We start from the raw sequence: 26783 nt of genomic DNA, 5'->3' as shown, positions 1-26783 counted from the left end.
AGCATATTTTCTAATTCTAAACTGTGTCAATAGCGCTTTTCAGAACGATTATAATTATTGCATTTGCATATTTCTATTTGAAGCGTTTTCCATGCTCCATGACGGAATGTGAGAACGGCCGCGATTTTTTCGCTTGACGTGCCAGAGCACCCAATTATATTTTAAGCTTAAAATAATTAACCGGCTCCGTTCGGCAAATATCGCTCGGCAGCATATCGGAAAGGGAACTCAACATGCGTATCGTGTGTATTGGAGGAGGTCCGGCCGGCCTTTATTTCGGCCTTCTGATGAAGAAGCTTCATCCGGAACATGACATTACGGTTGTGGAGCGCAATCGCCCCTATGACACGTTTGGCTGGGGCGTGGTGTTTTCCGACGCGACCATGGAATCCATGAAAGTCTGGGACCCGGAAAGCGCAGCCGAAATTCAGGACGCCTTCAATCACTGGGACGATATCGAGGTGTTGTTCAAGGGCACGCGCCAGCGCACCAGCGGCCATGGCTTTGTCGGCATCGGCCGCAAGCGCCTGCTCAACATTCTCCAGCTGCGCTGCGAAGCGCTGGGCGTGAAGCTTCAGTTTGAAACCGACGTGGAAAGCGATCTCGATTTCCCCGATGCCGATCTCATCATCGCTTCAGACGGCCTGAATTCCCGCATCCGCAATCGCTACGAGGATGTGTTCGAGCCCGATCTGATCGTGCGGCCCAATCGCTATATCTGGCTCGGCACGGAAAAGCTGTTCGACGCCTTTACCTTCGATTTCCGCAAGACCGACCACGGCTGGTTCCAGGCGCATATCTACAAGTTCGACGACAAGACCTCGACCTTCATCATTGAAACCACCGAGGAAGCCTATCAGGCGCATGGTCTGGACCAGATGGACCAGACAGCCTCCATCGATTTCTGTGAAAAGCTTTTTGCGGAGACGCTGGAAGGCGTGCCGCTGATGACCAATGCGCGCCATATGCGCGGCTCGGCCTGGCTGAACTTCAACCGTCTCATTTGCGGAAAATGGAGCCATTTTAACGGCAATTCCCATGTGGTTTTGATGGGCGACGCAGCCCATACCGCGCATTTCGCCATCGGATCGGGCACCAAACTTGCCATCGACGATGCGATAGAACTGGCCAACCAGTTCCAGAAGCTCGGTCACGGCAAGGAAGGCATACCGGAAGTCCTGCATGCCTATGAAGAAATCCGCCGGGTCGATGTCGCACGTATTCAAAACGCTGCACGCAACGCCATGGAATGGTTCGAGGTCGTCGGCCAACGTTATGCCGACACGCTGGAGCCGGAACAGTTCATGTATTCCATGCTCACGCGTTCGCAGCGCATCAGCCACGAAAATCTGCGCCTGCGCGACAAGGATTGGCTGGAAGGCTATGAGCGCTGGTTTGCCCGCAAGCAGGGGCTGAACGTGACGGAAGACGAGCGTTGCCTGCCGCCGATGTTCACGCCCTATACGCTGCGCGGCGTGACGCTGCCAAACCGCATCGTCGTATCGCCAATGGCAATGTATTCCGCAACCGACGGCCTGATTGACGATTTCCATATGGTGCATCTGGGCAGCCGCGCCATGGGCGGTGCGGGACTGGTCTTTGCCGAAATGACCTGCGTGTCGCCTGATGCGCGGATTACCCCCGGCTGTCTCGGCATCTGGAACGATGCGCAGGCCGAAGGCTGGAAGCGCGTCGTCGATTTCGTGCACGGTAACAGCAATGCCAAGGTTGCCATGCAGATCGGCCATGCCGGACGTAAAGGCGCGACCAAGCTTGCATGGGAAGGCATCGACCAGCCGCTGGACGACGGCGCATGGCCGCTGCTGTCTGCCTCAGCCCTCCCCTATCTCAAGCACAGCCAGACGCCGAAGGCGATGGACCGCGCCGACATGGATCGGGTGAAAGCGGACTTCGTCGCCGCCACCAAACGTGCGGCGGAAGCTGGCGTCGATTGGCTCGAACTGCATTGTGCCCATGGCTATCTTCTGTCGAGCTTCCTGTCGCCGCTCACCAACCGTCGCGAGGATGAATATGGCGGCAGTTATGAAAACCGCGCGCGCTATCCGCTGGAAGTCTTCCACGCGGTCCGCGAAGTCTGGCCGCAGGACAAGCCGATCTCGGTTCGTCTTTCCTGCCACGACTGGTTCGAAGGCGGCAACACGCCGGAAGATGCAGCCATCTTTGCCGAGATGTTCAAGGCCGCAGGCGCCGATCTGATCGATTGTTCGTCGGGTCAGGTCTGGAAGGAAGAAAAGCCGGTTTATGGCCGTCTGTTCCAGACCCCGTTCTCCGACAAGATCCGCAACGAGATCCACATTCCGACGATCGCCGTCGGTGCGATTTCAGAAGCTGATCACGCCAATTCGATCATCGCTGCCGGACGCGCCGATCTCTGCGCTGTGGCACGTCCGCATCTTGCCGATCCGGCATGGGCGCTGCACGAGGCGGCGAAAATCGGCATCAACTCCATCGCGTGGCCGAAGCAATATCGCTCAAGCAAATATCAGTATGAAGCCAATCTCGCCCGCGCAGCTGCTGCACCGCAAGGCGCGAAGTAGAGCGGGTGAGATAACAGGAGATTGCGATGAACGATCCGGCTGTTGGCCTTGCCCTTTCCGGCAAACATGCGCTGGTCACCGGTGCCGGTAGCGGCATCGGCGCCGCTATCGCGGTCGGTCTTGCGCGCGCCGGGGCCAATGTGACCCTGGCGGGCCGCCGCCGCGAACCGCTGGAAGCAACTGCCGCCCTGTTGGACTGGCAGCGATGCTTCATTGCCGATGGTTTCGACGTGACAAACCGCGAAGCCATCGAGACCGGGCTCAGCGGTGCGCGCGCCGCATTCGGGCCTGTCAGCATTCTTGTCAATAATGCCGGGGAAGCACCGAGCGCACCTTTCGAGAAAACCAGTCTCGATATGTGGAGCCGCGTTCTCGACGTTGATCTGACCGGCGTCTTCAATGTGACGCAGGCGACCCTTGATGACATCAAGGCTGGCGGCAAAGGCGGGCGCATCATCAATATCGCCTCCACGGCAGGCCTGAGCGGTTATTCTTATGTCTCGGCCTATTGCGCCGCAAAGCATGGGGTCGTCGGGTTGACCAGAGCGCTGGCGCTGGAACTGGCCCGCAAGGGCGTGACGGTCAATGCCGTTTGCCCGGGCTTTACCGATACGCCGATCATTGCCCGCTCGATCCAGGCCATCGTCGCCAAGACCGGACGGTCGGAGAACGATGTTCTGGCGGAATTCGTCAAGGCGAACCCGCAGGGACGCCTGATACAGCCAGAGGAAGTGGCTGAAACCGTGCTGTGGCTCACATCGCCCGGCGCGCAATCGATAACTGGACAGGCGATAGCAATCGCCGGTGGGGAGGTAATGGCAGGATGACCGACGGCACAATTTCGATGGCGAGCAATCTGAAGCCTTTCAAGGATTATCAGGCAGAGCATTTTCTGTGGCAGACGAGCGAAGACGGTCGCGTTGCAACGCTGACCCTGAACCGCCCGGACCGGAAAAATCCGCTGACATTCGAAAGCTATGCCGAGCTTCGCGACCTGTTTCGCAATCTCGTCTATGCCTCCGACGTGCGCACCATCGTGCTGACCGGCGCTGGCGGAAACTTCTCGTCGGGCGGTGATGTGTTCGAGATCATCGAACCGCTGACCAAGATGGCGATGCCTGACCTTCTGGCTTTCACGCGCATGACTGGCGATGTCGTTAAGGCCATGCGCAAATGTCCGCAGCAGATCATTGCCGCCGTTGACGGAATTTGCGCTGGTGCTGGCGCAATTCTGGCCATGGCCTCGGATTTGCGCATCGCGACGCCGGAAGCAAAGACGGCTTTCCTTTTCACCCGCGTCGGTCTCGCGGGCGCCGATATGGGCGCATGCGGCATTCTCCCGCGACTGATCGGTCAGGGCCGCGCATCGGAACTGCTTTATACCGGCCGTTTCATGAGCGCTGACGAAGGCGAGCGCTGGGGCTTCTTCAACGCGCTGCATCCGCAGGGCGACCTTATCGGCAAGGCCGAAGCGCTGGCGCGCAACATCGCCGATGGCCCATGGTTCGCGCATGGCATGACCAAAACCATGCTCAATCAGGAATGGGCAATGGGCATTGAAGAACTGGTGGAATCGGAAGCGCAGGCGCAGGCCATCTGCATGGCCACGCAGGATTTCCGCCGCGCCTTCGAGGCTTTCGCAGCCAAGCAGAAGCCCGTTTTCGAGGGGAACTGACAATGGATAGTTCCGCAGCAAAACCGCTCGCGCGGGAGCATCTCGACTGGCCGTTTTTTGACAAAAACCACACCGACTGGGCCGCGAAGCTCGATGCCTTTGCAGCGAGCACGGCGCTGGCCGATGTCGATCACAGCGATACCGACAATGCCTGCCGCGCTTTGGTGAAAGCACTGGGCCAAGCCGGGCTGCTGGAAGCGGCTGTCAGCCTGACGGGCGGCGAAGGGATCGATTCCCGCAAGCTTTGCATTGCCCGCGAGACACTGGCCTATCATGACGGTCTGGCCGATTTCGCTTTTGCCATGCAGGGCCTCGGCACCGGCGCGATCAGCCTGACCGCGTCGGACGAACTCAAGCAGGCCGTGCTGCCGAAAGTGGCAAGAGGCGAATGGATTTCGGCTTTTGCCCTTTCGGAAAAACTGGCGGGGTCCGATGTGGCCGCGATGAGCTGCGCCGCCAGAGCCGACGGCGACCATTATGTGCTCGACGGTGAAAAGACCTGGATTTCCAATGGCGGCATCGCCGATGTCTACACCGTCTTTGCCCGCACGGGTGAAGCGCCCGGCACGCGGGGCATTTCGGCCTTTGTGGTTTTCGCCACCGATCCCGGCTTTTCCATCGCAGAACGCATCGATGTGATCGCGCCGCATCCGCTGGCCACGATCCGCTTCGACAATTGCCGCATCCCGGCCTCGCGTCGCCTCGGCGCGCCGGGCGAAGGCTTCAAGATCGCCATGCGCACGCTCGATATTTTCCGCGCATCGGTTGCGGCAGCAGCACTTGGCTTTGCGCGCCGTGCAGCCAGCGAGGCGCTGTCCCATGCACGGTCGCGCCCGATGTTCGGAGGCGCATTGGCCGACTTGCAGCTGACGCAGGCCACGCTGGGCGACATGGCGACCGATATCGACGCCGCAGCGCTTCTGACCTATCGCGCAGCATGGCGGCGCGACGTTCAGAAGCTGAACACAACCAAGGAAGCCGCAATGGCCAAGATGGTTGCGACGGAAAACGCCCAGCAAACCATCGACAAGGCCGTGCAGATGTTTGGCGGTCGCGGTGTGAAAAGCGGCGAAATCGTCGAGCGGCTTTATCGCGAGATCCGCGCACTTCGCATCTATGAGGGCGCAACGGAAGTGCAGAAACTCATTATCGCGCGCGAACTGCTGAAAGCGAATTAAAGCCTGTTACCGCGCGCATTTTCTGGAGACACAACATGCATAAGACACTTCAGCCGCAAGGCTGGGCCCGCCCCATCGGATATGCCAATGGCGTTGAAGCGCGTGGGCGCACCGTCTACATCGGCGGCCAGATCGGCTGGAACGAACAGCAACAGTTCGAGACCGACGATTTCGTCGAGCAGACCGAGCAGACATTGAAGAACATTGTCGCCATTCTGGCGGAAGCTGGCGGCAGGCCGGAGCATATCGCCTCCATGACCTGGTATTTCACCGACAAGGTTGAATATACCGCCAATCTGAAAGGCATCGGTCGCGCCTATCGCGATGTGATCGGCAAGCACTTCCCCGCAATGGCGGCAGTGCAGGTCGTCGCGCTGGTCGAAGACCGGGCCAAGATTGAAATACAGGCTTTTGCCGTTATACCGGACTGAGGCAACCATGGCCGATAGACGCGAATTCTCCCCCGCTGTGACAGGCACGATTGTTGACGGCATTCTTGTCGTCACGGTCGACAACCCACCGGTCAACGCCACATCCGCTGACGTGCGCAAAGGTTTTGCCGCAGCCATTCGCCATGCTTCTGGAGAAGCGGCGATCCGTGCGACCGTGCTGAGCGGTGCAGGCAAGATCTTCATCGGCGGGGCGGACATTCGTGAATTCGGCAAACCGCCGGTTGAACCGACATTGCCGGATGTGATCGCGATCATCGAAAGCGCCGATAAACCGGTGGTGGCCGCGATCAACGGCCCCGCTTTGGGCGGCGGGCTTGAGGTTGCACTTGCGGCGCATGCCCGTATCGCATCGACCAGCGCCTCCTTTGCCTTGCCGGAAGTCAAGCTTGGGATCGTGCCCGGCGCTGGCGGCACGCAGCGCCTGCCCCGATTGATCGGGCCGCTCGCAGCACTCGACATGATCGCGACGGGACGCCAGATTGCACCAGATGAAGCGCTGCAATTGGGCCTGATCGACCAGATATCGGTCGGCGACCTTGTGGCCGACGCTATCGAGTTAGCCAATGCGCTGATCGACAAGCCGTTCCGCCGGACCGGCGATCTGCTCGTTACCGCGCCCGATGCAGCCGCCTTTGAACAGGCCAAAGCCAAGATTCTGAAAAAGGCGCGCGGCGCGACGGCTCCCGGCGAAGCGGCGCGGCTCGTTCAGCTCTCGACAACGACCGCGATTGCCGAAGGTCTGGCCGAAGAACGGACAACATTCATTCGCCTGCGCGACAGCGCGGAAGCAGCCGCCTTGCGGCATCTGTTTTTCGCCGAACGCGCCGCTGGAAAAGTAGAAGGCATTGAGGCGAAGCCTCGGGCGCTTTCCACCATCGGCATTGCCGGGACCGGCCTGATGGGATCTGGCATCGCTGTCGCCTGTCTTACCGCTGGCTATAAGGTCATCGGCTATGAAACGACTGCGGAAGCAGCCGCCAAGGGCCATGCGCGGATCAGCGACATGATCCAGAAGTCTGTCGATACGGGCAGGCTTTCCACCGAAGCCGCAGACGCGCAACGTGCAAAGCTCACTGTCAGTGCCGATATGGCTGCACTGGCCGATGCCGATCTCGTCATCGAAGCCGTGTTCGATGATTTCACCGTGAAGGCGTCGCTGTTCCGCGAGCTTGATGCGTTGCTGCCTGCCACAACCATTCTCGCGACCAATACAAGCTATCTTAATCCGGATGAGCTGGCTGCCGTGACAAGCCGCGCCGACCGGGTGCTGGGCCTGCACTTCTTCTCGCCAGCCAATATCATGCGGCTTTTGGAAGTGGTGCGCTGTGCGGAAACATCCGACGAGACGCTTGCAACCGGCATAGCCTTTACCCGCAAGATCAAGAAACTGCCCATCGTCACCGGTGTCTGCGAAGGCTTTATCGGCAACCGGATGTTCTCGGCCTATCGCACCGAAGCGGAAAAAATACTCGCCGAAGGCGCCTATCCCGAAGATATCGACCGTGCCATGGAAGCTTATGGCTTTCCGATGGGACTCTTCGCGGTTTACGACATGGCCGGGCTGGAAATTGCTTGGGCGCGGCGCAAGCGAGCGGCGGCAAGCCGCGATCCCAACCTTCCCTATTTCGACGTTGCCGACAAATTGTGCGAAGCCGGTCGTTTCGGGCGCAAGGCCGGTCTCGGCTGGTATCGCTATGCGGACGGTGTTCGCGCCAGCGACCCGGACGTTCACGCGCTGATCGACGATTACCGCGCACGCAACGCCATTGTTCCTCGCAATTTCAGCGACGAAGCGATCATGCAGCGCCTTCTCGCCGCAATGGCGAATGAAGGAAAAGCGCTGCTTGAAGAAGGCATCGCGCGACATTCCGACGACATTGATCTCGTTCTGGTCAACGGCTACGGCTTCCCGTCGATCAAGGGCGGCCCCATGTTCGCAGCAATGTTCGCAACAGGCGATAAGGTGAAGTAAAAAACCGGCAGGCGGAAGGCGGCTTACTCGTCTTCCGCTCCGGAAAGATGGTTTCGCACCGACTTCTTCAGCGGATCGAGATCGGCCAGCAAGATCTGGATGACATCGTGATCGACGTCGGCCATCATTTCCCGCAACCAGCCCTCATGGGCGCTGGCCATCTGGCTGAAAACCGAAATGCCCTGATCCGTCAAACGAGCAACTGTTACGCGACGGTCCGCACCCGGTGTCTCGCGCTTGACCAGACCTTCGGTCTCCAGTCGCTCCACCAGCCCGGTCACATTGCCATTGGTCACCATCGTGCGGCGCGACAATTCCCCCAGCCGCAAACCCTCCGGCTCGCGATATAGCTGCGCCAGCAAATCGAATTGCGGTAGCGTCGCACCGAATTCGTTGCGCAGACGCCGCCTGATTTCCTGCGAGATCAGCTTGGTCGTGGACAACATGCGCAGCCAGAGACGCAGTTCCGGCTTTTCGCTTTCATGATCCTCGCTGACTATGATCTCGAAATCCACCGACACGCCAATTTCCTTTGTTCAACCGCACGCTGGTCAGGCTCAGGAATCGAGCCATACCGTGCTTTAAGATTCGCGTTTGCCGGAAAATATTTCAAGCCTTAAATAATTGACCGGACAGCCGATGTGAGGACGGTCAAACACCCTTCATCCGCACGAAATGCGGCCTGAGCGGCATTTTATTTCTAAATGCATATATTTCTCGCTGCAAACACGATTTTTGCATTTAAGAAAATGTCCGACTAAGCAAGATTTCAAGCTTGATAAGCCTGTACGGAAAGTCGCTCCGGACAGCTTAATTACTTGCAAAGTCATATGATATTGCATAGCCTTCCTCTCAAGGCTCACAGAAGCCATTACACAAATCCGCAGCTCCACCCACACTGGGTTGAGAGCGGCAAAGACGAGGGAAACTATGAAAGAGACATCCGTTCTCACCGGTCTCGCATCCGCATTGGTGTCGCAATCGATCAAGGTCGTGGATATTACCGCGCCGCTCGGACCCGACACGCCGGTGCTTTATCTTCCGCCGCAATTCGGCAAGAACACTCCGAATGTGAAGATCCACGAGATCAGCAAATATAATCAGGACGGTCCGTTCTGGGCATGGAACTGGATCGAACTGGGTGAACACACGGGAACCCATTTCGACGCGCCAAGCCATTGGGTCACGGGCAAGGATCATTCCAACAACACGACCGACACCATCCCGCCGCAGAACTTCGTTGCGCCGGTCAATGTGATCGACCGTTCTTCGGAAGCAGCCGCTAATCCGGATTATCTCCTCACGGTGGAAAGCATCCAGGAGTGGGAAGCGGAGCACGGCGAGATTGAAGCAGGTTCGTGGGTGATCCTGCGCACCGACTGGTACAAGCGCAATGGCTCGACCGAGACATTCCTGAATGCCGACGAGAATGGACCGCATTCGCCCGGACCGACGGCGGAAGCAATCCGCTATCTTCTGTCCAAGGGGATTATCGGTTGGGGTCAGGAAACCATTGGCACCGATGCCGGTTCGGCAGGCGGCATGACTCCGCCCTTCCCGGCGCATCATCTGCTGCATGAAGCCAATCGCTATGGCCTCGCAAGCCTCAGCAATCTCGACCAGCTTCCGGCAAAAGGCGCGATCCTGATCGCCGCACCATTGAAGTTCGTCGCTGGTACGGGCTCGCCTGTGCGCGCACTGGCGCTGGTTCAGGGCTAAAACATTTTCAAAGCGGTTCCTGTTTCATCGAAACAGGAACCGCTTTGAAACTTATGACTGCCGCTCGAGATAAGGCAGTTCACGCGGCCGGATTGTGCTGGCCAGCGTGTTGATGCGCAGCATAGCGCGTTCATGCGAGATTTGCAGATGATGCACGAGCGCGCGCTGTGCCCCGGCCAGATTGTCGGTCTGAAGACACGTGACGATCTCAACATGCTCCGGCAGAAATGGTTCTGACGCGAAAAGTCCCGACGTCCACTGATACAGGAAATGGTGCGCGACGAGCAGGGTCTGCGGCAGACGCACCGCCTCCAGCAGGGAGGCGCTGTCGCAATGGCCAAGCAGCTCGACATGCAGTTCCTGTTCCAGCCGGTCCAGCGTTTCGCCCGCGACCAGCGGGGAGGCGACCGCTTCGTCCAGATTCCGACGAACCCGCTCCAGAAGTCCTTCGGGCAGACGCGGCAGCGCCTTTTCAAGCGCGAGCGGCTCAAGCACCCATCGCAATTCGAACAGGTCGTGGATGTGCTTGTCGGTCAGCGCCGGGGCTAGCCAGCGACCACGCGCATCCTTCTGGATAACGCCGCGCTGCTGCAACCGGGCCATGACGTCATGCGCGACCGTGCGGCTGACACCATAGTGCTTTGCCAAGGCCAGCTCGTTGACGCGCCAACCATCCAGTGATGTGCGGGCAAAAATCTCGCTTTCGATTTCAGTATAGATGAGCTGCCAGCTGGGCATGAACTGCATGCGGCTGTTCTTGCTCTGCCTGACAAGGTGGTCGTCGCTTGAACGCCCAGACCCGTTCGTCGCCGCGTCCTCAACGATCGCATAACCGCGCCCGTCCGCCTTGCGAATGAGGCCGCGCTGTTCCAGTTCCGCCAGCGCCTGCCGCGCCGGTGCCCGGCTGATGCCGAACAGTTCTGCGACCCAGCTTTCCGTCAGCCGCCTGTCCGTCGGGATAGCGCCATTGGCAATATCCGCCGCCAGACTGTCACGCGCGCGCTGATAAAGTTTGGGTGCGATATTCCGCATAATGACAATTTCCTCCCCTGAATGCGTCCGGCTTTTTGTTATTTTGTCCGGCCAGTCCCGCGATATCCCCCAGATACTCACAGGCATGCTCCCACTTATGTCGGGGCGGATAAGCTCACATACAACCCATTGAGTCCAGTATGGTTTATGGATTGATTGTTCATCTCCGTGAACGATTACAGGACCCTCCACATGGCCCCGATCTTGCCAATCCTCCCCCTAGCGCTGCCCGCTAATATATCTCGGATTGCGCCTCCCCATAAATTCGTATAGTGCATGCACAATACATTATGGCTGGAGGAGTTTCATAGTGCAACAGGCAGTTGACCAGGCCACGTTCTCGCTCGCATCGCTGGAACGGTTCTGCCGCGACGTTTTTTCCGCATGTGGAGCAGATGCCGCGACCGCCGATGCGGCAACGCGCGCCATGATGCACGGCACACGCTACGGCGTGGACAGCCACGGCGTTCGACTTCTCGCGCATTATGTAACGGCTCTCGTTGGCGGTCGCGTCAACAAGACCCCCAATCTCAAGGCCGTCCGCAGCTTCGGCGCTATCGAAACGCTCGACGCTGACGATGCCCACGGCGCCCTGGCGGCCTATACCGCCATGGATCGCGCCATCGCCCTGTCCGATCAGTTCGGCATCGGCGCGGTCGCCATTCGCAACAGCTCGCATTTTGCCGCCGCCGGCGCCTATGCACTGGAAGCCGCACGGCAGGGCCGCATCGGTGTGGCGGTCTGCAATTCCGACAGTTTCGTGCGCCTTCACGATGGCGCGATGCGGTTTCACGGCACCAATCCGATTTCGGTCGGCGTGCCGACCACCGATGAAAATCCGTGGCTACTCGATATGGCCACAAGCTCGATCCCCTATAACCGCGTGATGCTTTATCGCAGCCTCGGCGTCGAGCTGCCGCAGGGCGTTGCATCCGACCTCAACGGCGTGGACACGCGCGACGCAGAAGCGGTCGAAATGCTTGCACCGCTGGGCGGTGAATTCGGCTTCAAAGGCGCAGCGCTTGCCGGTGTTGCGGAAATTCTCAGTGCCGTTCTGACCGGTATGAAGCTCAGCTTCGATATCGCCCCGATGGGCGGTCCGGATTTTGCGACGCCGCGCGGCATGGGCGCTTTCGTTCTGGCGATCAAGCCCGAAGCCTTTATCGAGCGAGATGTCTTCGACGCCGGCATGACCCGCTATCTCGAAACGTTGCGCAACTCACCAGCGCGCGAAGGCTGCACCGTTATGGCTCCGGGCGACCGCGAATGGCGCGTTGCCGAAGAGCGCGAACAGACCGGTGTCACCATCGACCCGGTGACGTGGCAGTCATTCGGTGAAATGGCAGAAAAATACGGCGTGGCCCTGCCCGCCTGACCTAGCAGGTCACATACGCATAAACAACCCGTCAGAGCGGTTACAGCAATGCAGCCGCTCTGATTATCATTCGAACTACGGAGACATATCCCGGGAGGATATTGGGAATGAACACTTCAAACAAGGCGCCTTTCGGCGCCAGCCGCTTCCGGTATTTCATACTTTTCATGTGTTTTATCGGCATCGCGATCAACTATCTCGATCGCGCCAATATGAGCGTTGCACTGCCCTTCATCGATTCCGAACTGGGCCTGAACCTGACGAACACGCAGAAGGGTCTCATCCTTGGCGCGTTTTTCTGGGCCTATGACGGCATGATGCTGTTTGCGGGCTGGATCACCGACAAGCTGGGTGCGCGCAAGAGCTTCTCGCTCGCCGCCATCTGGTGGTCGATATTCACCGCCGTCACCCCGCTCGCCAACAGCTTCTGGTCTTTTTTCACCGTCCGCTTCTTCCTCGGCGCTGGTGAAGCACCTGCCTATCCGGCAGCAACCAAGGCGGCTTCGCGCTGGTTCCCGAGAAGCGAACGCGCCTTCGCAACGGCTGTGATCGATTCCGGCTCGCGCGTCGGTACGGTTCTGGCGTTGCCGATCGTGACCTCGATCATCGCTTTCGCGACCTGGCACTATTCCTTCGTCATTCTGGGTGCTGTCGGTCTCGTCTGGGCATTCTTCTGGTACGTCACCTATCGCGATCCGTCGGAACATCCGCGCGCCAACGATCTGGAACGTCAGTACATCATCCAGAACGGTGCTCGCACCGACGACAATGACAGCGAAGAAGCACAGAAGATCCGTTGGGCAGACCTGTTCCGCTACCGCACGGTCTGGGGCATGATGCTCGGCTTCTTCTGCCTGAACTTCGTCATCTACTTCTTCCTGACCTGGTTCCCGACCTATCTGAAGACCGCACGCGGCCTGAACCTCGCAGAACTCGGCCTTTACGGCATGCTGCCGGGCATCGCTGCTGTCGTCACCGCCTGGATCGCGGGCCTTCTGGCCGACCGCGCCATCCGCGGCGGCGCTAATGTCACCACCGTGCGCAAGATCGTCATGGTCGGCGGCATGCTGGGCGGCGCAGCTATCCTTCCGGCAGCGCTGGTTGAATCGCTCTATGCAGCTTTGTTCTTCCTGGCGATTTCTTATAGCAGCCTTGCCATCGCAGCGACCGCAATCTGGTCCCTGCCAGCCGACGTTGCACCAAGCTCGCGCCATGTGGCATCGATTGGCGGCATCCAGAACTTCGCTTCGAACATTGCCGGCATCATCAGCCCGTTCCTGTTCGGCTTCCTGCTGGATCAGTTCAACGGCAGCTATACGCCGTCCTTCCTGATGGCCGCCATCATGGCTGTTGTCGGTGCATTCTCCTACGCGTTCATTGTTGGACGTGCAGAGCCTCTGCCGATTCTTCCTCCCCGCTCGTAAGATCATCCACGAGCGCTGACAAAAAAAGCCCCCATCCGGGTGATCCGGATGGGGGCTTTTCTTTTAATCAAACCTTAGGAACGCAGCGCCGTTGCCGGGCTCATACGCAATGTAAGCAGTGCTGGCACCAGAGACACAATGGCCGCAACGAGAATAAATCCACCTGCGCCGTAAAGATCATCCATCGAAAACTCGACGGGCATTCTCACTGCCGTTGTCGCCGTCAGCCATGCCGTGATGACATGGGCGGCTGCGTAGCCGATAGCAAGGCCGAGCAGGATACCAAGCACCAGCAGGAAGAACAGCTCGCCCCAGACAATTGTCATCACCGCACTGACCGGTGCACCAAAGGCTCTCAAAGCGCCGATCTGGCGTTTGCGCGCACCAATATGCATGACGGCAACCAGCAGCAAGGCGAAAACGACGATCACCTGCGTGCCGACAGCGATACCGAGCAAAAGTTTGCGAGCATCGCCCAGCGTGGAATAGAGCCGCGTCAGCACTTCCGCCGGGAAAATCGACAAGGTCGTTTCAGAGCGATATTCCTGCCGCAGCCGATAGGCATCGGCGATGGTCTTCGGCTTGACCAGAACAGCAGGAATTCCGGGGCTGCTGGCATCGAAATGCTCATCAAGTGGCGCATCGACATCGATCCGGGCATTGTGATCATGCGTATCGTTCGGCCCGATCACCGCAAGCGAGCCTTGGGCCTTCGGCGCGTCATCGTGGGCATCCGCATCCTCGTGGTCATGACCACTCATGCCGTGCAATTGCCAGACCGCACGAATGGGCACAAGGATCGAGCGATCCCACGCCGTTCCCGTCGGGGCCATCTTGCCGCTGACATGATAGCTCAGCTCCGTATGCGCATGACCGCCGGTTTCAACGGTGCCATGCATCGGATTGACCCGGCTGCCTATCGGGAGATCCACCGCTGATCCGATAACCGCTTCGCCCAACCGGGCAAAAACTTTGCCTTCCGCCAGTTCCGGCGACAAAGCCACAATCAGTTGGGTCGTTGTGCCGACAATGGGAAAGCCCATCGCACTATCGCCAAAGCCAATGGGCGCGGCGAAGGCCACGCGCGGGTCGGCGGTGAGCTTGCCCAGCATCGCGCCCGACATCAACGGCAGAGGCGACGGCTGCAGAAACACGGAAGACAGCGTGAGTTGCGTATCGCTTCCGGCCGCACCCACCACAAGATCGAATTTCTCCGACGCGCGCGCAGTGCCCAGACGCACCGCCCGCTCCTGCAATGTCACCACCGTGCTCAAGGCCACGGACAGCGCCAGCAGGATAATCACCGCAACGGCTCCGCTCCAGAACCGGCGAAGATCGGCAAGAATGAATGTGATCATGTCGCGCCGTGTCCCGTGGTGTCTTTCGTTATGCGTCCGCCTTCCAGAAAAATCTGCCGCCGCAGGCGCTTCATCAATTGCGGATCATGCGTGACGGCAATCAGCGTAGCCCCCTGCGCGCTGGCAAGCTGCACCAGAAGTTCGGCAATTTCCGCGCCGGTTTTCTGATCGAGGCTGGCGGTCGGCTCGTCGGCAATGATCACCCGCGGCGCAGGGAATAGCGCACGCGCAATAGCCACACGCTGCATCTCGCCGCGGGACAGCGTTTCGATATGCTGGTCGGGTCTCGCAATACCCACTATTTCCAAAAGTTCGAGCGCCCGATCGCGCCGCACCGGTTTAATCGCGCGGCTCAGTTTTGAAGGCAGCAGAACATTGGCAATGGCCGAAAGGCCCGGAAAGAGATGGAAGTCCTGCATCACCAGCCCGATATTACGGGCCCGGAACGCATCGCGCTGAAAAGCCGACAGGCTGCTGAAGGCCCCGCCATTCCATGAGACCTGTCCGGTTTTGACAGCTTCAAGGCCGGTAATCGCATTGATCAACGTGCTTTTACCAGACCCCGATGCACCGGCAATTGCCAGATGCTCGCCTTGCGGCAGATGGAATGTCTCAATGGCGAGTGCAGGCTCGCGAAGGCCGGGAAAACGGACTTCCAGCGCGGAAATGTCCAGCGACAGGCCGGACTTTTGTGCAGTCAGCATATCAGACCGTTGTGAATGAAGCATCGCGCATGCGTAGCTGGCTAACAAATCCCGTTTCAGGATCGGTCCACGAACCATATTCAAGTGTGCCGCGCGTGAGGATTGGCGCGTTGAACTGCACGAAAGTCTGCTTCGCGGCGAGATAAACCACAACGATATTGTCCGGCCAGTCGGAATCCGACGAGCAGAACGGACAGATCGACATTGGTATTTCGGTCAGTACGAAGAAATTGGCTTCAGCCTTCAAGGGCGGCGCCATGAAGCCGCTGATGGCGACTTGCTTGCCGGCTGACTGTTTGACCTGATCGGAAAACTCAAGGCCCAGCACGCCGAAGCTTTTATAGAGATTGTTGAAGCCGAGTTGCTCGGCAGCCTGCGCTTTGGTCAAGCCGAGTGCCAGTGGCATGGTCAAGGCGCCAAGCATCACCTGTCGGCGGCTAAGATCGTTCCGGTTAGACATCGGACGCTCCATCAATTGCGGGCAAGCGGCGCAAGCCGCCTGCCCTGTTTCAGGATAGACCTTGATTACTCGGACTTCGGCTTGCCCAGAGCAAAGGCATCGGCAAGAGCGCGATAAACGTCGCTCTGCTCCATATAGCCGCGTAGCCCTTCTGAACCCGGACCGGTTGCCTGAAGAACGATATCGTCTACCGCGTGAACGCCGGTATCCTCATCCTTCGGGATGTTGCCCTGCACGAAGACCGCGCCCGGCACATCCTTATAAGCTTCATTGGCAACATACTCGCCCTTTTCGTTCTTGATAGCCGGAACGAACGGATCATCCAGCTTCGGGCGGAAGGTTTCATAATGATCCGGGCCGTTATTGGCAGCCAGGAACAGGCGGCGCGAAACGTCCACGCGATCCGGATAGCCGTCGCCGTCCTTGTCTTCGTAGTTCGGGAAGCCAGCCGCATCGTAGGTGCCAACCTTGGCGCGCATTTCATCGCCCGGCTTCTCGTCATCGACCGTGCCGATAATCGCCACGCCATGGGTGTGGTCACCGGTCACAACGATCAGCGTATCCGGATTGTTCTTGGCGAATTCCTGCGCAACGCCGATGGCCTTGTCGAACTCGATCGTGTCGACCAGCGCGCGTTCCCAGTCGAGCGGATGGCTCATCTTGTCGATCGACGCGCCTTCCACCATCAGGAAGAAGCCCTCCGGGTTCTTGGACAGCTTGTCGAGCGCAGCCTTGGTCATGTCGACCAAACCGGGCTGGTTCGGAAACTTGTCAACGGTTCCCTTCTTCAGAAATTCGCGATCCAGCGTCACATCCATATTGCCGGTGTGAAACAGACCGAGCAGGTTCTGCTGGTTGGACTGACCGGAAGCAGCCAACTCATTCTTGTCGGTGACGATGGCATAACCCGCATCACGGAACAGCTGGATATAATCCTTGTCGTCCTTGCGCTTGGAGCCCGGAATATCCTTGCTCAGAAAATAGGCCGAGCCACCGCCCAGAAGCACATCAGGCTTGACCTCGTAGAACATGCCGACGATGTCCGCCTTGTCGGAACGCTTGCGCGTGTGTGAAACCAGTGCGGCAGGCGTTGCGTCTTCCACTTCTGCCGTGGAAACGATGCCGATAGACTTCTTCGTCTGGCGACGCAGCGCTTCGGCAATGGTTTCGACCTTCGGGTCGTCCTGGCTCGCAGGGGTGCGGTCAGCATAAACGCCCAGTGCGTTCACGCGCGCTTTGTGGCCCGTCATGTAGGCCGACATGGTGTTGGCGCTGTCGGTCGCGATGGAATGGGTCGACGACGTGCCGATAAAGGCAACCGGCGGTACATCATCCATATTGAGGCGACCATTGGCCTTGCCCTCCGTCATGCCCTTGGACATGATGCGCGCACCGGTGCGGTGCGCGACCGAAAGGCCGTCAGCCACGAGGAAAATGATATTCTTGGCTTTCGCTTCAGTTGCTGTCGGATAGACATCCCAGGTGACAGTCTTCTTTTCATCGCCTGCCGAAACTTCGACCTTGTAAGCGCCCGGCTCTGCGATCTTCAGATCGCGCAGGATGAGGGCTGAGCCCAGAACCTTGTCCTCGCTCCCCTTCTCTTCTGCGACGAATTCGGCCTTGGAGCCGAACAGGGCTTCATAGTCCTGACCGTTGACGGTCACCTTGACCTCTTCCGGCTTCACGACCTTGTCGAGTTCCACTTTGAAATCGAACGGAGAGCCGACGAGGATGGTCGCCCGGTCGAGCGGATAAATGTCGGCAGCATGGGCAGCGCCGCTCAGAAATGTTGCGGATGCCAGAGTAAGCAAGAGCTTATGCATGGTAGAAACCCCTTCCTAAGAGTATCAGGCCTCCATAAGCAAGCTAGATGACGTGCATATAACGGTTTTGCATTTGTTGATCGCTGCGACCACTTCAGGACCGTTTTGCCCGCTCTCAGCAGTGCCGTCGTGTCGATAGTTTATACGCAAGGAGAGCAGATTCGCGTTCCGGCAATGAACTCAATCAGAAAGGCAGGAAGGCAATTCGCAGAGTGTCAAACTGAATGAAAATCGGGTCGTTTCGACTACGGAATGGAAAAATTCAACATTATGAGATCAAACGACATTTTTGCGCAAACGAAAGCTAAATCGACGTTAAGTTTCCCTAGCGCGACTGATCAAAAACGAGCATTTGAGAGAAGATTCTACCGTTGAGACTAGTCCAAAGCTCTGAAAGGGAATCTCTGCAACGATAGATTGGATGGTAACGTGAAGAAGTTAAAAAATCTACCGCATCGACCCATAAAAGCACAAAAAACATGGTTCCTTGCCAATCCGTACACGAACCCAAGCTAAGGACCAGATCGTGCACTGCAGGAGTTGAGCAGGTTTTCCGACGTAAATCCAGCACCCTCTTCTATACGCAGCAATTAGCCCTGGGGACACCGCCCGATTGGCGCTGGTCAATTAACGTCTGCACCAGTGCACTGCACCTGACCGCCTGACATCAGCACGGCTCGGTCAAGCCGTTATCATCCGCATCGCAACCAACACCGAAAGCTTCATCGGCTGGAATAGGTGTCTTTCATTCAACCCGGCCATCAGAATCGCGATGGACGATTCGGGAGGCCCATCGACCGCCTAAAAGCGTGGACGATGACAATAAATGACTCCACCTGCAGTCGTCAGCATGCCGTGCGCGATGGTAGACTGCGGTCTAATTTCGATAAAAGCTTTTAAAAACAATTCGATAAAAGAATTCGATTCGGAAAGATAAAATTCTTTGTAATTTTTAATTGCCTGCTAACCCTTTGTTAATCCGGGCAGCACTTGCGATACAAGAAGAATCGGACATAATGACGGTATTTAGGCGGTATTAGTTCCGATGCCGTCACTAGGGATCCCAAGTCAATGAATATCGCAAATTCAACAGCAGGCTTGTCGTTTGACGACATGATATTGACGCAGGGGAGAGAAATCTCCCGCAAGCTCAATCTGCTGCGCCATGAAAACTTCCCTCCGGATGCGCGGAAAAATCTGCGCCAGTTTTCCATGGCTGAAGCTGCATATTTCCTTGGCGTCTCCCCCAGCAATCTGAAGAAGCTACATCTCGAAGGCAAAGGCGTCGAGCCGACCATTCTGACAGGTGGACGCCGCGCCTATAGCGTGGACCAATTGCATGAACTGCGTTTGTGGCTCGATCAGAACGGCCGCGCCGAAGTGAAGCGCTATGTTCCGCATCGCCGTGCCCATGAAAAGCTTCAGGTTATCGGCGTTGTGAATTTCAAGGGCGGCTCGGGCAAGACCACGACGGCCGCACATCTTGCGCAGCATCTCGCCTTGACCGGTCATCGCGTGCTTGCCATCGACCTTGATCCGCAGGCTTCCTTGTCTGCTCTGCATGGTATTCAGCCTGAGCTGGATGAATTTCCATCGCTCTACGAAGCTATTCGTTACGATTCCGAAAAGAAGCCCATCCGCGACGTCATTCGCCGGACAAACTTCCCCGGCCTCGACATTATTCCGGCCATGCTGGAGCTTCAGGAGTACGAATACGATACGCCTTTGGCTATGCAGAATGGCGGCGAGGGCAAGATGTTCTGGAACCGTATTGCGTCGGTTCTGGCCGACGTTGATGATTCCTACGATGTGGTCGTCATCGACTGCCCTCCCCAGCTTGGCTATCTGACGCTGACGGCGCTATCCGCAGCCACGTCCGTGCTGATCACTGTTCATCCTCAGATGCTCGATCTCATGTCGATGTCGCAGTTTCTACTGATGCTGGGCGACATTCTGAAAACCGTTCGTCAGGCTGGCGGCGCGGTACAGCTCGACTGGTTCCGCTATCTGATTACCCGTTATGAGCCGACCGACGTGCCACAGGCACAGATGGTAGGCTTCATGCAGAGCATGCTGGCATCGCATATGCTTAAGCATCAAATGCTGAAATCAACCGCCATTTCGGATGCCGGTCTGACCAAGCAAACACTTTATGAAGTCGAACGCTCATCCATGAATCGCGGCACCTATGATCGCGCGATGGAAGCCATGGAAGCGGTCAATTCAGAGATACGCGGCCTTATCCACGAAGCATGGGGACGTTAGACTGCCGTCTAAAACGGTAAATACGCAATAAAATCAGGTCTATGGCCGGTTTAAGGAATAGAGAATGGCACGGAAGAACATTTTTGACAGCGTGATGCGGAACGAACCGGCGGCGGAACAGCCTTCCCAGCCGGTCGATGCCACGTCGCGCCGGTTCGGCGCTGCCAAGTCGCTTTCCGCTTCGATAGATGAACTTGCCAAGCAGGCTTCGCAAAGGCTGGATGGCGAAACTGTCGTTGAGCTTGATCCAAACAGTCTCGATGCATCTTTCGTAGCCGACCGTCTGCCGGAAGCCGACGACCTGGAATATCAGGAGCTTCTCGAAGCGATCCGTGATCGCGGGCAGGACAGCCCTATCCTCGTGCGTCCGCATCCTGAGACCAGCGGTCGCTATATGATCGTCTTTGGCCATCGGCGCGCACGCGTTGCCCGTGAACTGGGGCACAAGGTCAAAGCCGTTATCAAGCCGCTTGCCGACCTTGAGCATATTCTGAGCCAGGGTCAGGAAAACTCTGCGCGCGCCAATCTCAGCTTCATTGAGCGCGTTCTGTTCGCAGCACGTCTGGAAGCGCTTGGTTTCGAGCGTGAAGCCATTCAGGCGGCTCTGACCATCGATTATCAGACCCTGTCGAAGATGCTGACCATTCCCAAGGCTATACCGGAAACCATTCTTCTGGCCATTGGTCCAGCCAAGGGTATCGGGCGTGATCGCTGGCTTGAATTGCGCAAGCTCATCGAGATTCCGGGCAAACAAGACGCTGCGGAAGAACTGATGGCGACAGACGCGTTCAATGCAGCTGCGTCGGCTGAGCGCTTTGAACAGCTCTATGGTTATCTGAAAGGCGCTCGTCAGAAGAAGTCTGTCACCAAGGCGGCTCTTCGCCCGGGTTCGACCTGGACGGCTTCGGACAAGTCCGTCAGTGCCACGATCAAGCAGAACGGCAAATCGGCAACGCTGGCTCTCGGTGCAGCCAATGGGCCTCGTTTTGCCGAATGGCTCTCGCGCAATCTGGATACGCTTTATGCGTCATTCCAGAGCGACGAGAAGTAACAAGCATTCGGATAGGAAAGCGGTTTCCGCGGCCTGGTCCAGTATCTGAGTACGATTATCTGCGTATCTGTATCGCGTGATTGAAAGCTATTTCAGCCGAAGTCTGAAACGGCTTGGCGTTGGAAAATATGTGACACAAAGAGATGACCAGTTTTAACGATCCCGTTGATCGTGGTTCGCTCTAGGGAAAAGGAACGAGATAGCAAAAGAAAAAGGCCCCCAAACGTCGCCGCGTGGAAGCCCTTCTCATTGGTTTAGCAGCTAGAGAATCGCAAATCCACGAATCACTGTCAAGTGTAATTAGCGTCATTTCGGCGGGTGGATTTCTTTTGCCTTGTGGAAGGTGAAAGAAAATGGAGATGCATTTGGCTTCGACGCCGTTTGGCAGTCGACCGATGACGGCTGCCTTGCTGGCAGCGCAACGCAATGCCCGGCAAATGCCACAAGACCTGACAGTCGATAAGTGGCAGCTGCATCGTTGGCTGTGTGAAGCAAAGATAATCTATGGTCTGAATGATCGCTCGCTGGCAGTCCTGTCAGCATTGCTGTCCTTTCATCCGGACAATCAGCTCAAGGCGAATGAAGGCCTGATCGTCTTCCCGTCCAATAAACAGTTGGCGCTGCGTGCCCACGGCATGGCGGACGCGACCTTGCGTCGTCATCTTGGCGCGCTGGTCGATGCCGGTTTCATCACCCGTCAGGACAGTCCAAACGGCAAGCGTTACGCCCGTCGGGCCAAAGGCGGCGAGTTGCAGATCGCATTTGGCTTTTCGCTTGCTCCCTTGCTGTTGCGCGCAGATGAACTTGAAGCATCTGCCGAACAGGTGAGGGCGGAAAAGACTGCATTGCGCGAGCAACGTGAACGCTTGACCTTGCTGCGTCGTGATATCGCCAAGCTGATTGAATTTGCCGCGGTCGAAAAACTGTTCGGTGATTGGTCAGCAATCAACCAGCGCTTCCGGGCCATTGTCGACACGATTCCTCGCCGTGCAGAACGCGATGAACTCGCTCTGTTGGTTACCGCGATGGAAACGCTTTCGATGGAAATCGATAAGCTGTTGAATGTAAATCAAAATACAGAAATTTTGAGCGGCAATGAGTCTCAAAATGAGCGGCAGCAAATTGAATCGAATCCAGATTCCTATTTTGAAAAGGACAGCGTTTCCCAAATCGACCAGCGCCAGATCATTATCGACAAGACCCAGGCAGAACCGACTATATCACTCGATATGGTTCTACGAGCTTGCCCTGAGATTGAAGCCTATTCGCCGAGCCCTATTCGGCAATGGCATGGATTGGTAGATGCAGCCGAGACGGTTCGCAGTTTCATCGGGATTGATGCCAAGCTCTATGATTTAGCCAAAAAGACGCTAGGAAACTATAATACGGCCATCGCAATTGCCTATATTCTTCAGCGTTACGATCACATTCGATCCGCAGGAGGATATCTGCGCATATTGACGGAGAAGGCTGCAGACAGTGGTTTCTCGATCAAACCAATGATGATGGCCGCGCTGAATGCCCAGCGCCGCGCCAACTAAATCAGATATTTGAACTGACTTTCGAGCATACAATAAATCGGTTCTGGTGAAATTCATGGTTAATGAAATGTAAGGATCAGTAAATCAATGAACGCTAATTGATTGCTGGCGAAACCAAAGAAAGATATCTGGCCGTGTATTTACAGCGAAACGCGTTGTATATATGCAGCCAGCCCGTTGAGAGGAATAAGTTCACTTCAATTTTAAGGCTGGAGCACCAAGGCTGTGAGTCTGGTTATCGATTTCATCAAGTATGTTTCTATCGTCTTCATCGGCCTGCTGCCGATCATGAACCCGCTCACCACGATTCCGCTCTACATGGCTTTGACCAAGCGGATGAGCAAGGAGAACAAGCAAAAGCAAGCCATAAAGGCCTGTATCTACGCATTCTCCATTCTGACGGCTTTTCTGCTGCTGGGGCAGGGGATCATCGCGCTGTTTAATATCTCGCTTCCCGGTATCCGGGTGGCCGGCGGTATCATCATCATGATCCTGGCGCTGCGAATGATCTTTTCCGGCGAGGATACGTCTTCGGAGGTCAATGTCGAGCCTTCCGAGATCAAGAAGGCCGAGATTGATTATTCCTTCTCGCCGCTCGCCATGCCCAGCCTTGCAGGCCCGGGATCGATCGCCGTGGTGATGAGTTTTGGTTCGCAAATCCCTGCCGAACACACGATCATCGGCCACATCATCGTGATCGTAGCCATTCTGTTGACGGTCAGCATTGCTTATGCGGCGCTATCGTCGGCGACTTTCATCGAGAAGATGCTTGGCGAACACGGCATGCAGGCGATTACCAAGATTATGGGCTTTCTCCTGACCTGCATTGCCGTGCAGTTTCTGGCCTCCGGCGTCCACGATTTCTATATCGAGTTCGCCAAGCTGTAAGCTTTGCTTTTCTTTACGCATTATCCAACGCAAAACCGCTTCACACTTTTGCTGGAAATGCTCTATTCCATGGCGATGGTGTGATCGACTTCCTGCGCAACCTTTGGCTTGCGGAGCAAGAGAACAAGCGGCATCGCCATAAGCGACATCAGCATCAACAGCTTGAAATCATCGATATAGGATATGACGGTCGCCTGTTGCGTGATGATGTTATCGAGAAGCGCGCGTCCGGCAGCCGTGGTCGGGTTGAGATATTGCGAAACAATCGCGCTATCAAAATTATGATTGAACGGCGTGACATAGGCGCTGATATCCGCGTGATTGGCCTGAACATTCTCTGTCAGAAGCGCTGAAACCACCGAAATACCGACGCTCGATCCGATATTGCGCGAGAGATTGTACAGACCCGTACCGTCGCCGCGCAGATGGGCGGGGAGGGTGGAAAAGGCAATCGTGGTCAACGGCACGAACAGAAAGCCCAGACCCGCGCCCTGAATGAAGCCAACCCGTATGATAGTCCATTGCGAAACATCGGGCGTCCAGCCGGTCATCTCATACATGGCCCAGGCCGTCAGTCCGAGACCGGTCAAAAGCAGATAACGTGAATCGACACGCCCAATCAGCTTGCCGACCAGAAACATGCAGGCCATGGTGCCCATGCCGCGCGGACCCATCACGATACCGGCAGTGGTCACCGGATAACCCATCAATGTCTGGAGATAAGGCGTCATTAGCGCCAGCGATGCCAGATAGGTGACGCCGATAATGAAGATGAAGAGCATACTCACCGCGAAATTGCGGTCCAGAAACAGCTGCGGTTTCACGAAAGAATTCTCTGCTGTGAACGTATGCACCACAAGAAGATAAACTGCCGCCGCGCAAACCAGCGACTCGATGACGATTTCACTGGATGAAAACCAGTCCATCTGCTCGCCGCGATCGAGAAACAATTGCAGCGAGGCAATGGCAAGACTGAGCAAACCGAAACCCGTCCAGTCGAGACGCGCCATTCGATCTATCTTGGTTTCGGACACGAAGACCATGATCCCGGCGAAAGCCAGCGCACCAATCGGCACATTGATATAGAAAACCCAGCGCCAGCTCATATTGTCAGTGAGCCAGCCGCCGATGACGGGTCCGAGAACCGGCCCAACCATCACAGAGACGCCGAAAAGCGCCATGGCGGAGCCACGTTCTTCCAGCGTGTAGATATCGAGCAGAATGCCTTGCGACAGTGGCACCAGTGAAGCGCCGAACAGGCCCTGCAAAAGACGGAAGCCGACAATCTGCGGCAGCGATTGCGCAAGACCGCAAAGCACCGACGCCAGAACGAAGCCCGCAATGGCCGCCAGCAGCACGCGCTTGCGGCCGAATTTGGCGGCAAGGAAGCCCGATGGCGGCGTCATGATCGCAGCCGCCACGATATAGGAGGTCAGCACCCAGTTGATCTGGTCGGCGCTTGCCGAAACGCTACCCTGAATATAGGGCAGGGCGACATTGGCAATCGTCGTATCCAGCGCCTGCATGATGACCGCGAGAATGACGCAAGCGGTGATCGCGCCGCGATGTGCGACGATAGACGCGCCGGAAATGGCGACGTTAGACATGGTTTCCACCACCGAAAAGATTGGTAATGAAGCTCGGCAGGCCGCGCGGGTGGCCGGTATCGACTTCAACATTCACGCTCATGCCTACACGCAGCGGCGGCTGGCCGCTCTTATTGTCGATGCTGACACGCATGGGGATGCGCTGCACGACCTTGACCCAGTTGCCGGACGTATTCTGGGCTGGCAACAGCGAGAAGCTTGAACCCGAAGCCGGGCTGATGCTGGCGACTTTGCCTTCCCAGCGTGCATCGGGATAGGTATCGACCGAAATCGTCACCGGCTGGCCGGGTTCGATCCCGGTCAATTCGGTTTCCTTCGGATTGGCGGTGATCCAGAGATGATCGGATGACACAAGAGAAAACGCCTGTTGCGCGGCTTGCAGATAAGAGCCGACCTGCAGGCTGTTCACATTGGTGACGATGCCGTCGAACGGCGCGCGAACGGTGGCGTCATCGAGCTGGCGCTGGGCTTCATCCACCTTGGCCTTGGCTTGCAGATAAAGCGGGTTCTGTTCCACCGGCTGGTCAGCATTGCCGCCGAGCTGGGCCAGCGCCGACTGGGCTTGCGCCTTGGCCACGGCAACCTTCTGCTGGGCGGCATCGAGATCGTGCTTTGCCTGATCGAATGTCGCGCGCGATGATGCGCTGGTCGCCACCAGATCCTGTTGCCGCTTGAAGGTGGCCTGATAGAAAGGCAGATCGGCTTCGGCCTGCGTGATTTCGGCAAGCGATTGCTGATAGCTGGCCTGAAGGCCCAATATCTGGTTGCGCACTTGACCGAGTTCGGCCTGGGCACCTTCAAGTGCAATGGCGAAGGAATCCGGCTTCAGACGAAACAGCACCTGACCGGCTTTGACCAGTTCGTTTTCATGCACATCAATGCCCGCGACAAGGCCCGAAACATCGGTCGAGATGCCCACCATATCGGCCTGCACATAGGCGTTGTCGGTCGAAACATAGCGCCCGCCGGTGACGTAGAAATAGCCGCCGACCACAAGCGCCAGAGGCAGAAGCGAAAACATCATCCGGCGGCGCTTCAACCGGCGGCGAGTGGCGATCTCGCTCGCGCTCGGCTTCAGGGTCGCGTCGATGGCGCTTTGCGGCTGCGACGCCGGACCAGTGCTTTCGGCGTGGGTTTCCTGACGTGCTTCAGGTTCACCCCGTTCGATAGCGGCAGGATGCTTTACGATATTGGACGTGTCAGTCATGATCTGTATCTTCGTTGACGATTTCGGGACTTGCGGGAGACCGGCAAGCCCGGGAGAGATTGTCTTTCATCGACAGGAGGGTCTGGATCAGCTGTTCCTGTTCCGCCTGCGAAACACCTTCAAGCGCCTCGGCCCGCGTCTGGCCGCCGAGCACGCGCATATCTTCCAGAAGCGGCATCGCCGCCTCGCATATGTAAATCAGATGCGCACGCCGATCAGTCGGATGGGGCCGTCTTTCGACAAATCCCTGTTCGACGAGCCGATCGAGAATGCGCGTGAGGGTTATAGCCTCCACGTCCAGCAGATCAGCCAGACTGCGTTGCATGATCCCGTCATTCTTCGAGAGGAATGCCAGCGTTTGCCACTGTGCCCGTGTCAGGCCAGTTCCGCGTGCGCGCTGCTCAAAACGTTTGCGAAGAAGGCGGGCAACATCATGCAACAGAAAACCGAGAACGCGGGTGTCCGCCACTTGTATGCCCACTTATTTATAAGCT

General features: G+C 57.3%; 22 protein-coding genes. 13 read left to right on the top strand and 9 right to left on the bottom strand.

The window, feature by feature from the left end:
• The first annotated feature begins 233 nt into the window (after positions 1 to 233).
• From QBD01_RS14520 to QBD01_RS14495, 6 genes are read left to right on the top strand one after another with little or no spacing between them, the layout of a single operon-like run.
• A complete protein-coding gene (locus QBD01_RS14520) occupies positions 234 to 2558 on the top strand; it encodes a bifunctional salicylyl-CoA 5-hydroxylase/oxidoreductase (protein ID WP_280993377.1) in 2325 nt (774 codons plus the stop codon).
• 26 nt (positions 2559 to 2584) lie between these two features.
• Positions 2585 to 3385, top strand: coding sequence for an SDR family NAD(P)-dependent oxidoreductase (locus tag QBD01_RS14515; protein ID WP_280993376.1), 801 nt, complete (start codon positions 2585 to 2587; stop codon positions 3383 to 3385).
• Complete coding sequence (locus QBD01_RS14510; RefSeq protein ID WP_182521330.1) at positions 3382 to 4233, top strand: enoyl-CoA hydratase family protein; 852 nt, start codon at positions 3382 to 3384, stop codon at positions 4231 to 4233. The genes QBD01_RS14515 and QBD01_RS14510 overlap by 4 nt, the downstream gene beginning before the upstream one ends.
• A gap of 2 nt (positions 4234 to 4235) precedes the next feature.
• On the top strand, positions 4236 to 5411 hold the full coding sequence (locus QBD01_RS14505; RefSeq protein WP_280993375.1) for an acyl-CoA dehydrogenase family protein: 1176 nt from the start codon (positions 4236 to 4238) through the stop codon (positions 5409 to 5411).
• 35 nt (positions 5412 to 5446) lie between these two features.
• Positions 5447 to 5842, top strand: coding sequence for a RidA family protein (locus QBD01_RS14500; protein ID WP_078338190.1), 396 nt, complete (start codon positions 5447 to 5449; stop codon positions 5840 to 5842).
• Between the two features lie 7 nt (positions 5843 to 5849).
• Positions 5850 to 7835 (top strand): 3-hydroxyacyl-CoA dehydrogenase NAD-binding domain-containing protein, encoded by a 1986-nt coding sequence (locus tag QBD01_RS14495; protein WP_280993374.1) that lies wholly within the window; start codon positions 5850 to 5852, stop codon positions 7833 to 7835.
• 23 nt (positions 7836 to 7858) lie between these two features.
• Here QBD01_RS14495 and QBD01_RS14490 read toward each other — a convergent pair whose 3' ends face one another.
• On the bottom strand, positions 7859 to 8350 hold the full coding sequence (locus tag QBD01_RS14490; protein WP_280993573.1) for a MarR family winged helix-turn-helix transcriptional regulator: 492 nt from the start codon (positions 8348 to 8350) through the stop codon (positions 7859 to 7861).
• Between the two features lie 415 nt (positions 8351 to 8765).
• On the opposite strand from QBD01_RS14490, the gene QBD01_RS14485 reads away from it, so the two are divergent.
• Positions 8766 to 9554 carry a cyclase family protein gene (locus QBD01_RS14485; RefSeq protein WP_182521333.1) on the top strand — a complete coding sequence of 263 codons (789 nt, stop codon included), beginning with the start codon at positions 8766 to 8768 and terminating at the stop codon, positions 9552 to 9554.
• Positions 9555 to 9605: 51 nt separating this feature from the next.
• Here the strand turns inward: QBD01_RS14485 and QBD01_RS14480 are convergent, their stop codons facing one another.
• A complete protein-coding gene (locus QBD01_RS14480; protein ID WP_280993373.1) occupies positions 9606 to 10586 on the bottom strand; it encodes a GntR family transcriptional regulator in 981 nt (326 codons plus the stop codon).
• A gap of 310 nt (positions 10587 to 10896) precedes the next feature.
• Here QBD01_RS14480 and QBD01_RS14475 point away from each other — a divergent pair, with 310 nt between their 5' ends.
• Together QBD01_RS14475 and QBD01_RS14470 are read left to right on the top strand one after the other, a co-directional pair.
• A complete protein-coding gene (locus tag QBD01_RS14475; RefSeq protein WP_280993372.1) occupies positions 10897 to 11961 on the top strand; it encodes an Ldh family oxidoreductase in 1065 nt (354 codons plus the stop codon).
• A 107-nt stretch (positions 11962 to 12068) separates the two neighbouring features.
• A complete protein-coding gene (locus QBD01_RS14470) occupies positions 12069 to 13385 on the top strand; it encodes an MFS transporter (RefSeq protein WP_078338185.1) in 1317 nt (438 codons plus the stop codon).
• A 74-nt stretch (positions 13386 to 13459) separates the two neighbouring features.
• Here the strand turns inward: QBD01_RS14470 and QBD01_RS14465 are convergent, their stop codons facing one another.
• The 4 genes from QBD01_RS14465 to QBD01_RS14450 form a co-directional block, all read right to left on the bottom strand.
• A complete protein-coding gene (locus QBD01_RS14465; protein WP_280993371.1) occupies positions 13460 to 14743 on the bottom strand; it encodes an ABC transporter permease in 1284 nt (427 codons plus the stop codon).
• A complete protein-coding gene (locus QBD01_RS14460; RefSeq protein ID WP_280993370.1) occupies positions 14740 to 15447 on the bottom strand; it encodes an ATP-binding cassette domain-containing protein in 708 nt (235 codons plus the stop codon). The genes QBD01_RS14465 and QBD01_RS14460 overlap by 4 nt, the downstream gene beginning before the upstream one ends.
• A gap of 1 nt (position 15448) precedes the next feature.
• Positions 15449 to 15907, bottom strand: coding sequence for a hypothetical protein (locus tag QBD01_RS14455; RefSeq protein WP_280993369.1), 459 nt, complete (start codon positions 15905 to 15907; stop codon positions 15449 to 15451).
• 65 nt (positions 15908 to 15972) lie between these two features.
• Positions 15973 to 17730, bottom strand: coding sequence for an alkaline phosphatase (locus tag QBD01_RS14450; protein ID WP_280993368.1), 1758 nt, complete (start codon positions 17728 to 17730; stop codon positions 15973 to 15975).
• Positions 17731 to 18801: 1071 nt separating this feature from the next.
• Between QBD01_RS14450 and repA the strand changes: the two genes are divergently transcribed.
• The 4 genes from repA (at position 18802) to QBD01_RS14430 (ending at position 23475) form a co-directional block, all read left to right on the top strand.
• Positions 18802 to 19995: a plasmid partitioning protein RepA gene (gene repA, locus QBD01_RS14445; protein ID WP_280993367.1), complete on the top strand. Its 1194-nt coding sequence runs from the start codon at positions 18802 to 18804 to the stop codon at positions 19993 to 19995.
• Positions 19996 to 20059: 64 nt separating this feature from the next.
• Complete coding sequence (gene repB, locus QBD01_RS14440) at positions 20060 to 21046, top strand: plasmid partitioning protein RepB (protein WP_280993366.1); 987 nt, start codon at positions 20060 to 20062, stop codon at positions 21044 to 21046.
• Positions 21047 to 21399: 353 nt separating this feature from the next.
• Positions 21400 to 22587, top strand: a complete 1188-nt coding sequence (gene repC / locus QBD01_RS14435; RefSeq protein ID WP_280993365.1) for a plasmid replication protein RepC — start codon at positions 21400 to 21402, stop codon at positions 22585 to 22587.
• 225 nt (positions 22588 to 22812) lie between these two features.
• Complete coding sequence (locus QBD01_RS14430; RefSeq protein WP_182521342.1) at positions 22813 to 23475, top strand: MarC family NAAT transporter; 663 nt, start codon at positions 22813 to 22815, stop codon at positions 23473 to 23475.
• A 62-nt stretch (positions 23476 to 23537) separates the two neighbouring features.
• Here the strand turns inward: QBD01_RS14430 and QBD01_RS14425 are convergent, their stop codons facing one another.
• Genes QBD01_RS14425 through QBD01_RS14415 form a run of 3 tightly spaced genes read right to left on the bottom strand, consistent with a single transcriptional unit; the run spans position 23538 to position 26758 of the window.
• Positions 23538 to 25082 carry a DHA2 family efflux MFS transporter permease subunit gene (locus tag QBD01_RS14425; protein ID WP_280993364.1) on the bottom strand — a complete coding sequence of 515 codons (1545 nt, stop codon included), beginning with the start codon at positions 25080 to 25082 and terminating at the stop codon, positions 23538 to 23540.
• Positions 25075 to 26289 (bottom strand): HlyD family secretion protein, encoded by a 1215-nt coding sequence (locus QBD01_RS14420; protein ID WP_280993363.1) that lies wholly within the window; start codon positions 26287 to 26289, stop codon positions 25075 to 25077. The genes QBD01_RS14425 and QBD01_RS14420 overlap by 8 nt, the downstream gene beginning before the upstream one ends.
• Entirely contained in the window at positions 26282 to 26758 is a 477-nt protein-coding gene (locus QBD01_RS14415; RefSeq protein ID WP_182521345.1) for a MarR family transcriptional regulator, read from the bottom strand. Before QBD01_RS14415 ends, QBD01_RS14420 begins: the two co-directional genes overlap by 8 nt.
• Positions 26759 to 26783: the final 25 nt, after the last annotated feature.

Origin of the sequence: Ochrobactrum sp. 19YEA23 (assembly GCF_029909865.1) — a bacterium.
Lineage (GTDB): Bacteria > Pseudomonadota > Alphaproteobacteria > Rhizobiales > Rhizobiaceae > Brucella > Brucella gambitense.
This window is presented reverse-complemented; position numbering and strand designations above follow the sequence as displayed.